This window comes from Rhodopseudomonas sp. RCAM05734 (assembly GCF_052658035.1).
The window spans coordinates 3,134,366-3,147,663 of the sequence record NZ_CP199742.1 but is presented as its reverse complement, the minus strand read 5'-3'; the positions used below and the strand labels follow the sequence as shown (position 1 = coordinate 3,147,663).

The 13,298-nt window shown below is 60.1% G+C and carries 10 protein-coding genes; 8 read left to right on the top strand and 2 right to left on the bottom strand.

Annotation, left to right across the window (positions count from 1 at the left end; translation table 11 throughout):
* The first annotated feature begins 291 nt into the window (after positions 1-291).
* The 7 genes from ACUXVA_RS14895 to ACUXVA_RS14865 all read left to right on the top strand — a co-directional run bounded on the left by ACUXVA_RS14895 (position 292) and on the right by ACUXVA_RS14865 (position 11,650).
* The gene (locus tag ACUXVA_RS14895; protein ID WP_445492971.1) at positions 292-2,580 is read left to right on the top strand and encodes a polysaccharide biosynthesis tyrosine autokinase; all 2,289 of its coding nucleotides are present in this window, start codon (positions 292-294) and stop codon (positions 2,578-2,580) included.
* Positions 2,581-2,899: 319 nt separating this feature from the next.
* Entirely contained in the window at positions 2,900-3,964 is a 1,065-nt protein-coding gene (locus ACUXVA_RS14890) for a polysaccharide biosynthesis/export family protein (RefSeq protein ID WP_445492969.1), read from the top strand.
* 822 nt (positions 3,965-4,786) lie between these two features.
* On the top strand, positions 4,787-6,772 hold the full coding sequence (locus ACUXVA_RS14885; RefSeq protein WP_445492967.1) for a hypothetical protein: 1,986 nt from the start codon (positions 4,787-4,789) through the stop codon (positions 6,770-6,772).
* Positions 6,773-7,621: 849 nt separating this feature from the next.
* Complete coding sequence (gene tnpA / locus ACUXVA_RS14880; protein ID WP_265078501.1) at positions 7,622-8,062, top strand: IS66-like element accessory protein TnpA; 441 nt, start codon at positions 7,622-7,624, stop codon at positions 8,060-8,062.
* A 44-nt stretch (positions 8,063-8,106) separates the two neighbouring features.
* Positions 8,107-8,433 (top strand): IS66 family insertion sequence element accessory protein TnpB, encoded by a 327-nt coding sequence (gene tnpB / locus ACUXVA_RS14875; RefSeq protein WP_445493296.1) that lies wholly within the window; start codon positions 8,107-8,109, stop codon positions 8,431-8,433.
* Positions 8,434-8,510: 77 nt separating this feature from the next.
* The gene (tnpC, locus tag ACUXVA_RS14870; RefSeq protein WP_445492964.1) at positions 8,511-10,034 is read left to right on the top strand and encodes an IS66 family transposase; all 1,524 of its coding nucleotides are present in this window, start codon (positions 8,511-8,513) and stop codon (positions 10,032-10,034) included.
* Between the two features lie 173 nt (positions 10,035-10,207).
* On the top strand, positions 10,208-11,650 hold the full coding sequence (locus ACUXVA_RS14865; protein WP_445493295.1) for an exopolysaccharide biosynthesis polyprenyl glycosylphosphotransferase: 1,443 nt from the start codon (positions 10,208-10,210) through the stop codon (positions 11,648-11,650).
* Positions 11,651-11,693: 43 nt separating this feature from the next.
* Here the strand turns inward: ACUXVA_RS14865 and ACUXVA_RS14860 are convergent, their stop codons facing one another.
* The gene (locus tag ACUXVA_RS14860; RefSeq protein WP_445492962.1) at positions 11,694-11,921 is read right to left on the bottom strand and encodes a hypothetical protein; all 228 of its coding nucleotides are present in this window, start codon (positions 11,919-11,921) and stop codon (positions 11,694-11,696) included.
* Between the two features lie 108 nt (positions 11,922-12,029).
* Positions 12,030-12,407: an H-NS histone family protein gene (locus ACUXVA_RS14855; protein WP_265079604.1), complete on the bottom strand. Its 378-nt coding sequence runs from the start codon at positions 12,405-12,407 to the stop codon at positions 12,030-12,032.
* A gap of 483 nt (positions 12,408-12,890) precedes the next feature.
* Here ACUXVA_RS14855 and ACUXVA_RS14850 point away from each other — a divergent pair, with 483 nt between their 5' ends.
* The gene (locus ACUXVA_RS14850; RefSeq protein WP_445492960.1) at positions 12,891-13,274 is read left to right on the top strand and encodes an H-NS histone family protein; all 384 of its coding nucleotides are present in this window, start codon (positions 12,891-12,893) and stop codon (positions 13,272-13,274) included.
* Positions 13,275-13,298: the final 24 nt, after the last annotated feature.

The following is a 13,298-nucleotide window of genomic DNA, read 5'->3' as shown; positions in this document are numbered from 1 at the left end:
AAAACCAGTACAGAGAGCCCATCGCTCTGCGCCAAATTCCTTTTGCGTCGATAAATCAAGCTGGTATGACCTGAAAGAATTGACCAGCATCGCCGACAAACGCCAAAAATTAATTATACGCATTTAATTTTCGATCCTGCTTTCTTTATTCAGTACAATGATATTAAATGCTACTACATGCGATCGACGGCACCGATATCATTCGCATGAGCACAGCTCTTTTCTTCCCGGCACAACCGAGGGGCTTGGTGGCTTTCGATGCTTCAAAGTAACATTCTGCAAACGGACAGGATGCTTCCGCTGTTCGATGGTCCTCACGACGATGACGGTGCCGGCGGAGACCTGGGACAGATCGTCGAACTTGTCATCGGATTTGTTAGGCGACAGTATGCGGTCATCATATTCTGCACCGTCTTGACGGTCGTCGTCGCCGGCATCTATCTGAAGACGGCGACCCCAACCTATATGGGCCAAGTCAAGATCCTTCTCAGCAACCAAAAGACTCCTTTCGTGCAGCAACAGTCGTTGGTGGCTGAGGCCGCCATCGATTCAGTCCAAATCGAGACCCAGCTTCAGGTGCTGAAATCGAAAGCAGTCGCGACGTCGGTTATCCAGAATTTGAAACTGTATGATGACAGCGAATTCCAGCCTTCGTCGCAAGTGCACGCGCTCATCCGCAAGGTACGGAGCTGGTTGTCGATGGCCCCGCTCGACACGGGTGCGCATGAGGCGGCCACGGCGGACGACCTCGTTCTGGCATTCGGAAACCGGCTTACAGCCAATCGCGTCGGCATGAGCAATGTCATCGAGTTCAGCTACAACGCAAGCACGGCAAAGCGGGCCGCGGAAATCGCCAATGCGGTCGCCGACACCTATATCCTCGATCAGTTGAATGCGAAATTCGAGGCGAACAAAAGCGCCACGGCGTGGCTGCAAAGCCGGCTGCGCGAACTGGGACAACAAGCGCTCACAGCCGAACACGCGGTGAACGCGTTCAAGTCGGAGAACAATATCGTCGTCAGCGGCGGCAAACTGATCGACGACCAGCAGATCGTCGAACTCAACAGCCGTCTCGTCGCAGCCCGCGCACTTACCTCGGATAGTCTGGCGCGGCTGAACCGATACGACGAGGTCCTCGGAGCCATCGCGCCGGACAGCCTTAGTCTTGCCGGCATCGACACGCCAGGTTCGGAAGTTCTGCTCAGCCCCATCATCAATTCACTGCGACAGCAGTATCTCGATTATGCGCGGCGCGAGGTCGACTGGTCTTCGCGGTTCGGCAAGGGCCACCTAGCCGTCATCAACCTGCGCAACCGCATGCGCGATATCCGCACCTCGATCGTGGACGAAGTCCGGCGCCTCGCTGAGACCAACCGAAGCGACTACGAGATTGCAAAGCAGAAGCAGAAGCAGATCGAGGATCAGCTCGCATCCGCAGTGTCTCGGTCCCGGGGCAGCAGCTCGGCCGAGCTGACGATGCGCGAGCTCGAGACGAGTGCGAAAAGCTATCGCAGCCTCTACGACAGCTTTCTGCAACGTTACATGGGTTCGGTGCAGCAGGAGTCGTTTCCGAGCGCCGATGCGCGCGTCATCGCCTCGGCCTCGCCGCCACCCGGCAAGAGCAAGCCCAAATCGTCACTTGTCATCGCGCTTGGTCTCGCAGCCGGCCTGGGCCTGGGCGTGGGGCTCGGCCTGCTGCGCGACGTGATGGACCGCGTATTCCGCACGTCGGCTCAGCTCGAGGCGGCGCTGCGCCTACCCTGCCTGTCACTCGTTCCATTGCTCAAGGACATCACCCCACCCGGATCGGCGAGCCTGCCGTCGTCCGGAAACGACGCCCGGATGATATCACGCCGATCGACCGCCTATTGGGCCGCGACTGCGATGCCGCTGTCGAGATTCGCAGAGTCGATCCGCGCTCTCAAGCTCGCTATCGATCTGAACCAAAGCCTGTCGGACAACAAGACCATCGGCATTACGTCGTCGCTGCCGAACGAGGGAAAATCGACCATTGCAGCGTCTCTCGCTCAGCTCATCGCCCACGCCGGCAAGCGCGTCATCTTGGTGGATTGCGATCTGAGGAACCCGTCGCTGTCGATGAATCTCGCTCCCTCCGCGACGAGCGGCTTAATCGAGATCATCTCCGGAGCCAAGCAGCTCGACGAGGTGACCTGGCAAGACAAGAGCACGGGGCTCACTCTGCTCCCGATCGCGAAGAAAGGTCCGCTGTTCCACACGAGCGAAATCCTGTCCGCCCAACCGACCCGCGCTCTGTTCGACAAGCTAAGGGCCAGCTACGACTATGTCATCGTCGACCTACCTCCGCTCGCCCCGATCGTCGACGTCCGCGCGACGACGCCTCTGGTGGATTGCTATGTACTGGTGGTGGAGTGGGGACGAACCAAGATCGACGTTGTCCAGCACGCTTTGCACACCGCTCCAAACATAAGAGAAGCGTTGCTCGGTGCAGTGCTCAACAAGACCGACATGAACATCATGAAACGCTACGATAGCTATCACAGCGACTATTATAATAGCGAGCACTACGGTCGGTATGGCTACGTCGACCATGATGGCTAAGGTTGCATATCCGCCGGGCGCATCCGTCCATTGTGGCCAAGATGCAACAGTGCAAATCTCTATTTAAAAGCGACTAATAAGCTGCTGGTTTGAATCGGCAAGGGGTGCGAGTCTTGGCTTCCGCATTAGTCGTCTGCCTGGGGGCTTTCCTGAAACCTTTCCCGCATCATCTGGCGATACTATCGATCGCGGCCCTTTCATCGCTTGGCGCCGGCTGTTCGATCATGCCAGCAAGCGGTCCTCAGAGCATGGATATCAGGAGCGGCCCCCCCCCGAATCGGACAGCCTCCCCTATGCGCTCGTGCGCCTCAATCCCGATATGGTCCAGATTCTCGGGCGCTACACGCCACGGCTGTCCACCGCATTTGCCAATCGGACGCCGCCCAAAGCGTTCCGCTTCGGCATCGGCGACATCCTGAGCGTGACGATATTCGAGGCCGCGGCGGGCGGCCTGTTCATCCCGGCCGAAGCCGGCGTTCGTCCCGGCAACTACGTCGTCATCCCAAACCAGGCCGTCGATGATGGCGGCAATATTACCGTGCCCTACGCTGGCGCTATCAGGGCCAGCGGGCGGACGCCCGCGGAAGTCCAGCGGGCGATCGTCGATACGCTAAAGAACCGAGCCATTGAGCCGCAGGTCCTTGTGTCCGTAGTCGAGCAGCGGACGTCGCTGATCAGCGTGCTGGGCGACGTCAAGGCATCGGGGCGCTTCCCGGCCAGCCCGTCCGGCGAACGTATCGTCGACGTCATCGCCCGCGCCGGCGGCCCCGCCTCCCAGGGCTACGACATGTGGGTCACTCTGGAGCGTCAGGGCCATCGCGCCAGTGTACCGTTCGGCGCTCTCCTTTATGAGCCGTCCAACAATATCTTCGTGCTCCCGGCCGACGTCATCTATCTCTACAACCAGGCCCAGACCTTCGTCGCCTTCGGTGCCGCCGGCAACCAGGGACAGTTCAAGTTCGACGCGTGGCGCATTTCGCTGGCCGAGGCGGTGGGCAAGGTCGGCGGCCTGGCCGATGGTCAGGCGGATCCAGCCTCCGTTTTCCTCTATCGCGGCGAGACCAAGGAAGTCGCGCGCCAGATCGGCGTCGACATCTCCGGTTTTAACGGCCCCATCGTGCCGGTGATCTATTCCGTAAACTTGCGGGATCCTAGCGGGTATTTCCTCTCGCAGTCCTTCGAGATGCGCAATAAAGACGTAATCTTCGTCTCGAATGCGGCTGCGGTTGAAACGACTAAATTCCTAAATTTCTTGCGCACAATCATGGCCACCGCCAACGATCCCATCCTCTACGCGACCAACGGATATGCTCTGAAGGCTGCGATCAACGGGGGCACGTCGACGATAATCACCACGCCGACTCCGATCACTTCGGGCCGGTAGGCTGATCCCCTGGTGTGGAAACCAGCCAAACTGTCCCTTCATTCCGAGAAGGGTTCTGAGATAGCGACGCCGTGACAACGCACGCATCCGTGCGGCGATGCAGCGATCGAAGGCTCAGCTCGGGAAGTTGATCGCACAACGCGGTCTAAATCGGAAGAGGTCTGCCAGAGCGCGAGTGGATCTTTGTCCATGATTCCCGATGCGCCCGAAGACCGTGCGCCTGACGGCAGTCCGCCGGGCAGGACGCGAAGGTCGTCCTTTCCCCGGACACACGCTTTTGCTCCCTGGATGACTGCATCCAGTCCGGTAGGCGACGATAACGCACCTGACGCGGTCATCCTAGCGCCGTCGCCTGCAGTGCCGCGGGGTCGGTGATCTGCCGGATGTCGCAGGTGAAAACCAGCCGAAGGCCGTTTAGGCATAAGCGTTGTTCCGATCCCACCTTTCGGCTGATGTCCTGACCTGTGTTTCGGCGTGGATCCGATGCCGATTGACACTAGCGCGCCACTCTTTGATCTGAGTCTTCGAGAGCAGGTCATCGGGCTCCGGCAAAAGACCCTATGTGGGTCCGCCCGACGTAGCCATCGCACGGCCTCGGCAAACGAGCCGGATCGCTTCGGGCTCCAATCCACTTGCCCTCGGGACTGAACACCTCGGCCGAAGTCTGGCTTCGGCCAACGTCGGCTCTCAATATGCCAGGCGGGCGGAATAAAAATCTAGATTTGCATAAAAACGCATTATCTGATATTTAATATTTAATTAATTGCCAAGTTTTTATATGCGGGTTCGCCGCCGTTTCGTCACGTTATCCTAGGAGCGGCAATGGCGACGACCGTCGTTTTTCTACTGTATTGCGGCATGATCGCGTCTGTCCCGGTGCTGCTTCTTTCACAGAGCGCCATCGGTGACGGCATCGTCTCGATCTTGGGCGCGATGGCCGTGGCCATCGTCGCTGCGACGTCGGTATCACGCGATCTGTACAGGCTGCCGCGCCTTTTCAGCCCGGTCCTTCTCGCCGGATTGGCCGGAGCCTTCCTCGTCATGCTGCTGCAGATCCTGCCCTTGCCGAGCGGCCCGCTGATGCATCCGATCTGGAGCAGTGCCGCGGCGGCCGTTGGCGAGAAGCTGGCGGGCTCGATCACGATCGATACGGGCATGACCCTGCTGGTCCTCTGCCGCCTCACTTGTATGGTCGGGGTCGCCCTGCTCGCAGCCCTGCTCGGGCAACACCGACGACGCGCCGAGAGACTCCTGTGGACGCTTGCAGGGATCGCGACGTTGGTGTCGCTGGAGCGTATCGCAAGCCCCTTCTGGCTGCCGGAGACCTTCCAGATTCTGCCGCCCACGGCGAATGGCGTTGCCGAGACAATCGGCATATTCGGCTTCGTGCTAACCGTTGCAGTGATCGTTCGCAGATATGACTCGCCTCCGACGCGGTCAAAGAGCCGCAAGCCAAGAGGGACCTTCACAATTGACATGGCGGCGTTGGCGGCCTGCCTCATCAATCTCGGTGCGGCTTTCTGCAGTGCGAATCCCACTACACTATTTTCTGCCTTATTCGGAGGAGGCCTCCTGGTTGCCGTCCTGGTCGTCCGCAAAAGCCGCCTCGGCGCCTGGGGGCAGGCCGGAACGGCCGCGGTGCTGGCACTTGCGCTGACGACGTTTTTAGCCTTCATGCCTGGCCGCGCCGAAAGCGAGATGATCGTGCACATGATGGACGACGCGCGACTGCTGGGCGTCGGCGCCGGAACTCTTTCGGCGCTGGCGCCGATCTATGGCCATGCGTTAGCAGGTCCGCCCCTTGAGATTCCCGTCGTTGCGACGGTTGCCATAGAAATGGGGCGGCCGTTTCTTTGGTTGATCGCCCTGATGGTCATGGCATGGGCTGCGATCGTGCTACGGGCCTCGCTGATGCGTGGTCGGGATTACGTCTATCCCGCTGCCGGCGCGGGGTGTATTGCCGCGTTTCTCATATCCGCGCTGTCGAATGGAGGCGGTCTCGCGCTCGCGTCATCCGTCATCCTGAGCGCAGTGCTCGGATTGGCCATTGCGCAGAGCAAAGGTGAAACCCCCGCCTCTGATGCCTTTCCCCCTGGACCGGCGCCCGCTGCATCGCTCGATCCCCATTCGTTTGGATGTTATCTGCGCAGCGCATCAGCGATTTTCGCGCTGATCCTCACGGTGCAGGGAGCATGGATCCTGTTGCCGGAAATGCTGCGCCCGACGCCCATCGGCTTCCCCAGCGACGACCGACACGCCACGGTCGCGCGGCTGGACAAGGAGAGGGCGACGAGGTCTGCCGCAATTGCGGCCGTCCGCGGCGACCTGTGGGCAGAGAGCGCCTTCAGCGAGGCCGGCATGGTATGGACCGACGAGGCATTTGAACTCGAGGCAAGTGGTGCCCGCAACGCGGCGACCCTGAAGAGCCTGCTCCAGACGCTGCATCACTCGCCGCACCGCGGCGATGCTTGGCTGATGCTGGCCTCGACCTGCGAACGGCTGAAGCTGCAGGCCTGTAATGTCGGCGCGCTCCTGAAAATGTCGTATTATACGGCTCCCAATCAAGCCGGATTGCTGCCATTGCGACTGGCGCAGGCATTGCGCGCGAAGGACATCTTCAGCGACGAAGAACTCGCCGACATGGTCCGTCGCGACGTCCGCTTGGTGATCATGCGGTTCACGGCCTTGCGCCCCGCCCTGATCGCCGCCTACCGGTCAGGGTCCCCCTCGGGGCGGAAGTTGGTGGAGCAGACGGTGACGTCATTCGACCCCGTCTATCTGACCATACTGCGCGCGCAACTCACCTAGGTTCTGCACTCAAACCTCTTGCAAGTGACGATGCGGATTCATTCGAGGCTCTCATAAGGAGGCCTTGACGTCACGTTCGATCTGGCGACGTCAGGTGGTCTGTCCATCATTGCTCCTCTGTTGCCCGGCGGGGGGCAAAAAGAACGGCCGCCCGTGGCCGGACGATAGCAAGCCTCTCAATGGGATCATCTTTATGTTGCGCACAGGGATGCTTAAGCGCGATCTGTTGCAGCGCCACGATCCGTAGAAGACGATATCAAATCGCTTCAATGCCTTCGCCGATGCAGGTATCTCGGTTCGGATATTCGCGGCCCTGCAGCGAAGTCGCCGCAGTCGCCGCAATTAATCAACTCGTCCATCATTCGCGCTCACCATCACGCGGCCAGCGGAAGAAAGGGGGCCGGATAACGCAATTGGTCGTTCCCGTCGAGGAGAGAGCACCAAGACCAACGCGACTGTTGCCAGGCCGGCATGCCGATCCGCATCGTTGTGTTCCCGCGCCAGTCGTGCGCTAAGGGCTGGCTCCTGACCGCGACCTCATCGTCGACGGAGCCTACCACGACGCCGTGCGATCATTGATCTGGTCGAAGGCCGCGGCGGCCGGCTTACATCCCGTCCTGCCGGGACCCCGAGGTCCGACGTTCAGTCGATCCAGTACACAACTGCGGGCACCACCCCATCGAACGCTTCTTAAACAAGCTGAGGCGCTTCCGCCGCATCGTTACGACAGACGGCTCGAAACTTCTTCGCAGCGCCCCGTCTATGGATAGTAAGCGTCGTCCCGGCCCCACCTTTCGGTTGACGTGCTGATCTGCGACGTTTCGGTTCGTTCGAACCGCAAGGCTTAGAATGGACACAGTGGATAGTGCTATCACCAAGCCGGTTCGCCGGCTGGAGGTGTTCACCGGTGCGGGGCGCCGTCGGACATGGAGCGACGCGGACAAGGCGCGGGTGGTCGCGGAGATCGAAGCCAGCGGCGACTCGGTTTCCGGGGTGGCACGCCGGCACGGATTGTCGCCGCAGCAATTGTTTGGCTGGCGCCGGCAAGTCAAAGAATCTCAAGCGGTCGTTTCCAAGGATGACGAACCACGGTTCGTCCCGGCGGTCATCGATGCGGCACCGTCCGACACCGGGGGGCCTCGGCAGCGCAAGACGCGGCGACAGCATCGGGATGAACCGCCCGCCGGAATGATCGAGGTTGCGATCGACGGCGTGACGGTGCGCATCGGCGCGGGCGCCCCGGCGGACACGATCGCCGCGGTGTTGCGGGCGCTGAAAGCCGGCGCGTGATCGGCCCGATCGGCCCGATCGGCCCGACCGGCGCGGTCCGCGTCATGGTCGCGACCAGACCTGTGGACTTCCGCAAGGGCGCCGATGGGCTGGCGGCACTGGTGCGCGAGAGCATGGCGGCGGATCCGTTCTCTGGCGCGGTCTACGTGTTCCGCGCCAAGCGCGCGGATCGGATCAAGCTGGTGTATTGGGACGGCACGGGTCTGTGTCTGTTCGCCAAGCGGCTGGAGGATGGCATCTTCCGCTGGCCGAAGATCGAAGACGGCGTGATCCATTTATCGGCCGCGCAATTGTCGGCGCTGCTCGAAGGGCTGGATTGGCGGCGTGTCCACACGGCGCGCGAGACGGTGACGCCGGCGCAGCCTGGCTGACGCCTGTTGCTGTGGCAAAGTGAATCAGCAGCATCGAGCACGTCGCAAAATGCCGGTAAATATGCTCTGATTTGATCATGCCGCGCGACGCATTGCCCGATGATTCCGAGACGCTGAAAGCGATGCTGCTCGCCGAGCGGGTGCAGAACGAACGGCTGCGTCAGATCATCAGGGACCTGCAGCGCCACCAGTTTGGCCGCCGGGCGGAGACGCTGCCAGAGGACCAGATGCTGCTGGGCCTGGAAGACGTCGAGCAGGCGGCGGCGCGTGACGCCGCAGAAGCTGAGCAGGCGACACCGGCCGCACGACGGGCCGGAGCTGCGAAGCGTCGGGCCAACCGCGGCGCGCTGCCGGCGCATCTGCCGCGGATTGAGACCACCATCGACATCGACGACAAGACCTGCCTCTGCTGCCGGGGCGCGTTGCACCGGATTGGCGAAGACAAGAGCGAGCGGCTGGATATCGTGCCGGCGCAGTTCCGGGTGCTGGTCACGATCCGGCCGAAATACGCTTGTCGCCAATGTGAGGATGGCGTCGTGCAGGCCCCGGCGCCGGCGCGGCTGATCGAGGGTGGGCTGCCGACCGAAGCCACCATCGCCCAAGTACTCGTCTCCAAATATGCGGATCATCTGCCGCTCTATCGGCAGTCCCAGATCTATGCCCGCCAGGGCGTCAACCTCGACCGCTCGACGCTGGCAGACTGGGTGGGGAATGCCGCCTGGCATCTGCGTCCGTTGCACCAACGCCTGCTCGAAAAGCTCAAAGAGCGGCCAAAACTGTTTGCCGATGAGACGACGTTGCCAGTGTTGGATCCCGGCCGCGGCCGCACCAAGACCGGCCAGTTATGGGCCTATGCCGCCGATGACCGGCCATGGAATGGATCCGATCCGCCGGGCGTGGCCTATGTCTACGCCCCGGACCGCAAGGCCGAGCGGCCGATCATCCATCTCGAAGGCTTCAAGGGCATCCTGCAGGTGGACGGCTATGCCGGCTACCGCAGGTTGGCCGAGCGCGGCGACGTGCAGCTCGCATTTTGCTGGGTCCATGTGCGGCGTAACTTCTACAAGCTCGCCACGCCCGGTCCTGCGCCGATCGCCAGCGAAGCGCTTCAGCGCATCGCTGCGCTGTATGCGATCGAGAACGACATCCGCGGCCGCACCGCCGAGGAGCGTCGGACCGTGCGGCAGCAGAAAAGCCGCTCGCTGGTCGACGCATTGGAGAGTTGGCTGCGCGCAAAACTCGGGCTGATCAGCCAGAAGGGCAAGCTCGCCGAGGCAATCCGCTATGCGCTGTCGCGCTGGGAGGGCCTCACCCGCTTCCTCGACGATGGCCGCATCGAACTCGACAACAACGCCGTCGAGCGTTCTATCCGACCGATCACACTGAACCGGAAAAATGCCTTGTTCGCGGGCTCCGACGGAGGTGCCGAGCACTGGGCCACCATCGCCTCGCTGATCGAGACCTGTAAACTCAATGATATCGATCCGCTCGGCTACCTGACAGACGTCCTTACCAGGATCGCCAGCGGTCATCCCAACCGCGACATCGACGCGCTCTTGCCGTGGGCCTACCAAAAGCAAGACCTCAGAGCCGTGGCCTGAGAACGACGCTTACTATGGATACGGTTTGAACCCACCCACAAACCACGCGTTCGCACACCTAAATTATTTAATTTTCTCTTAATATATTTAACAAAACGCTTGCCAGCTACGCTTCCGAATATAATAGTTAATTATTATTTAATTTAATTCACCGGGTGGCGGGCATGCAGTCCATGCGGAGACAGTTCGAGTTGAATGCCGCGTCTGTTCCAGACCTGGCCAACGGCCGGGCCCAGGACAAGAGGTGGCCGGTCCAATACGATTCCGTGGAGATCCTGGCCTTGCTTGCGGACATCGCGACTATCTTCGTCGCGAGCCTCGTGGCCGCATTCGCTTACATGCTGCTGCACGGAACGTCGCAGGAAATCACGCGGCTTGCCAGCGTAGCGCTGCCGACTTCGGTGGTTTTCACGGCTGTAGCGAAGTCATTTAAAATGTATGTGCCCAAGGCCCTGCTCGACCTGCGTAATCAGGTGCGAGCGGTGTGCGCGATCTGGCTGGGCGTGTTTTTAATCCTCGTGGCGACCACCTTCACCTTACAGATGAAGAGCGAGATTCCGTGGGATTTCGCCCTCATTTTCGGTGTCGGCGGGCTTGCGATCCTGATCGCCCAGCGCGCGCTGCTGCGCGACGCGCTGCGCAAGGGGCTCGCAGAGCGGCGCTTCTCCGGCCGCAAGATCGTCCTGATCACCGATGAAGCCGGCCGCGACTTGGTCAATACACTGAGCGACCTCGGCTTCTTCGTAGAACGGCATTTTGCGCTGCCGCCAGCCCGCTCGTCCCTCCAGGAGGAACTCATCGGAAAGGTAATCAATTATACACGTGAGACCGAGATCCGCGAGATCTTCTTCGGAGTGACTCCGGACCATTGGTCGCGGCTGAAGCATGCCGTCGCCGGGCTGGGCGTGCTGCCCCTGCGCGTCAGGCTAGTCCCGACCGGAGCGAGTTCAGATCTGTTTCACAGGCCGTCTACGGAGCTTGGCGGCGCGCGCTGCGTCGAACTCCAGCGCGGACCGTTGTCGCCAGTCGCGCTGCTCACAAAGCGTGCCCTCGATATCTGCCTGGCTGTCGCCGTACTGACGGTGCTGTCACCCTTGCTCCTGCTCGTGGCGGTTGCCATCAAACTGGATTCGAACGGCCCCGTTCTGTTCAAGCAGCAGCGCTGCGGGTTCAACGGCCGCATTTTTACGATTTACAAATTCCGCTCGATGTCGGTGCTTGAAGACGGGCCGACTGTCGTGCAGGCAAGGGCAAACGATGCGAGGCTGACGCGGCTGGGTGGATGGCTCCGCAGGATGAGCATCGATGAAATTCCCCAGCTCCTCAACGTGCTTGAGGGTAGCATGTCCGTCGTCGGGCCACGACCGCACGCCGTTGCTCATGATAACGAGTTCGACAAAGCGGTCAGAAACTATGCCTATCGACGTAGGGTGAAGCCCGGTCTGACCGGCCTCGCCCAGATCAGGGGTTTTCGAGGCCCGACCTCAACGCCCGCTTCGATCGAACTACGCGTGAAACAGGACTTGCGCTACATCGACAACTGGAGCTTGGGATTGGATCTCTTGATCCTGCTCCAAACACCCTATGAGCTGATCCGCGGAAGAAATGCGGTCTGAACGTCATTCCGTGAAATGGGAGGACCGTTTGACCGTCCTGGTTTCAGCTCGACTGATCATCGCGATCGGCAAGCGCCTTGGCGATATGCTCGAGCAGCGCATCCGTATGGTCGACATTTACCCCATCGGAGTCGGGGACCGTCGACGAATGCTGCGGGTCGGACTGAGTAACAGGTCCTTGCCCAGCCATGACGCTTGCCGCGGCGACGGGAAGCCGTTGCCAACCGCCCGTCAATTCCATCCGAACCCGATCCCAGTGGGAATGAACCATCGGCGCCCTCCGGTTGCGTATGAGAGCAAGCTTAAGCCTGTTCTGCAAACGGCGGGCGTCAGGTTGAGCAGATGGTTAACCGGAAGACACCGCAGATAACCATGGAAATCAAGCGTATTGCCGCCGTCCTTTGGCGTTCGCCTCGTCGCGGATGCGAAAATCTTCGATCTTGCGGCCTGACTTGAGGGCGGCAACCAGCCACCGGGGCTGCTTGCCGCGACCGGACCATGTCTCGGACGGGGTGGTCGGGTTGCGATATTTGGGGAACACCCGTGGATACTTCCGCCGAACTTTGTCTTGGTCATCAGAGGCTCGCTCCGCCCCAACATCGAAAGCACTGTGGCCCCGGTTCAAGACTGCCAAGCGCTTCTCTAGCCCCTCCTTTTCGGACGTGATCCGGGCCGACAAGATTCGGCTGATCGTCTCATAGAGCGACCATAGGTCATCAACAGACATCGATTCCAGCTCAAGCTTCTTAGTCGACATAAGATAGTCCCAACCGGTCCATTAAAATTCACCGTTCGCCACACACCAGATATTTGTTCCCGAAATAAGGCGAAATCACCGAGTCGAACAAGACCAAAATTGACCTGTTTCACCGACTTTCGGCATAAAAAATATTAATTACGCCAACCAAGCTGGAATTTAACAACCTTCATAAACGGCTAGAACGCCCCTGCTGCCCGTTCTGCACAGCCGAAAACTTGAAAAGACGAGCTTCTAGGTCGGAACGTCGCGGTGCCAACAATGTTCCCTATTGTTTAATTTTAATCGACAAATCAAATTCAAAGTATTACAATACAATGTCGCATGACGTAGTTAATATAATAATTTCTATATTAATTGCGGCCTTATGCAGAATGGCTCAACCGATTACTGAGCGGGTAGCGCGTCAGAGATGAGATCGCCTTGCCTGTTCGATCTTTCGAAGTCCGGCCTGATCCGAATTTTTCAATGGTGCGGAGAATTATGCGCAAGCCAGACCTACCAGATTTGGAAGCCATGCAAGTCGACGAGCTCTGGACCATCCATGAGGAGCTCACGAAGATCCTGTCCGACCGAATTCTTGGTGAAAAACGCGAGCTCGAAAACAGGCTCTCGAAGTTGAACCAGACCGCCCCCTTGACGGCCGAGGGGCTGCGGAAACGCCCCTCACGTCGCAAGTATCCCAAGGTCCTACCCAAGTATTTCAATCCCTTGGCGCCGAGCGAAACATGGTCGGGCCGGGGAAAGAGACCTCGCTGGCTCGCTTTGGCGCTCCAGGCTGGACATGTCCTAGAAGAGCTGAAAATCAAGAGAAACGACGACGACAACGATCCTGAATTGGTTCCCGCGGAGCAGTCGTCATCCTGACCGTGACGCAATCGCTAGAGATCG

What these genes read in the sequence shown, in the direction of transcription:
- ACUXVA_RS14860 (WP_445492962.1), bottom strand. Translation starts at nt 11,921, where the DNA reads ATGGTTCATTCCCACTGGGATCGGGTTCGGATGGAATTGACGGGCGGT.
- tnpB (WP_445493296.1), top strand. Translation starts at nt 8,107, where the DNA reads ATGGTCGCGACCAGACCTGTGGACTTCCGCAAGGGCGCCGATGGGCTG.
- ACUXVA_RS14865 (WP_445493295.1), top strand. Translation starts at nt 10,208, where the DNA reads ATGCGGAGACAGTTCGAGTTGAATGCCGCGTCTGTTCCAGACCTGGCC.
- tnpA (WP_265078501.1), top strand. Translation starts at nt 7,622, where the DNA reads ATGGACACAGTGGATAGTGCTATCACCAAGCCGGTTCGCCGGCTGGAG.
- ACUXVA_RS14855 (WP_265079604.1), bottom strand. Translation starts at nt 12,407, where the DNA reads ATGTCGACTAAGAAGCTTGAGCTGGAATCGATGTCTGTTGATGACCTA.
- ACUXVA_RS14850 (WP_445492960.1), top strand. Translation starts at nt 12,891, where the DNA reads ATGCGCAAGCCAGACCTACCAGATTTGGAAGCCATGCAAGTCGACGAG.
- ACUXVA_RS14895 (WP_445492971.1), top strand. Translation starts at nt 292, where the DNA reads ATGCTTCCGCTGTTCGATGGTCCTCACGACGATGACGGTGCCGGCGGA.
- ACUXVA_RS14890 (WP_445492969.1), top strand. Translation starts at nt 2,900, where the DNA reads ATGGTCCAGATTCTCGGGCGCTACACGCCACGGCTGTCCACCGCATTT.
- tnpC (WP_445492964.1), top strand. Translation starts at nt 8,511, where the DNA reads ATGCCGCGCGACGCATTGCCCGATGATTCCGAGACGCTGAAAGCGATG.
- ACUXVA_RS14885 (WP_445492967.1), top strand. Translation starts at nt 4,787, where the DNA reads ATGGCGACGACCGTCGTTTTTCTACTGTATTGCGGCATGATCGCGTCT.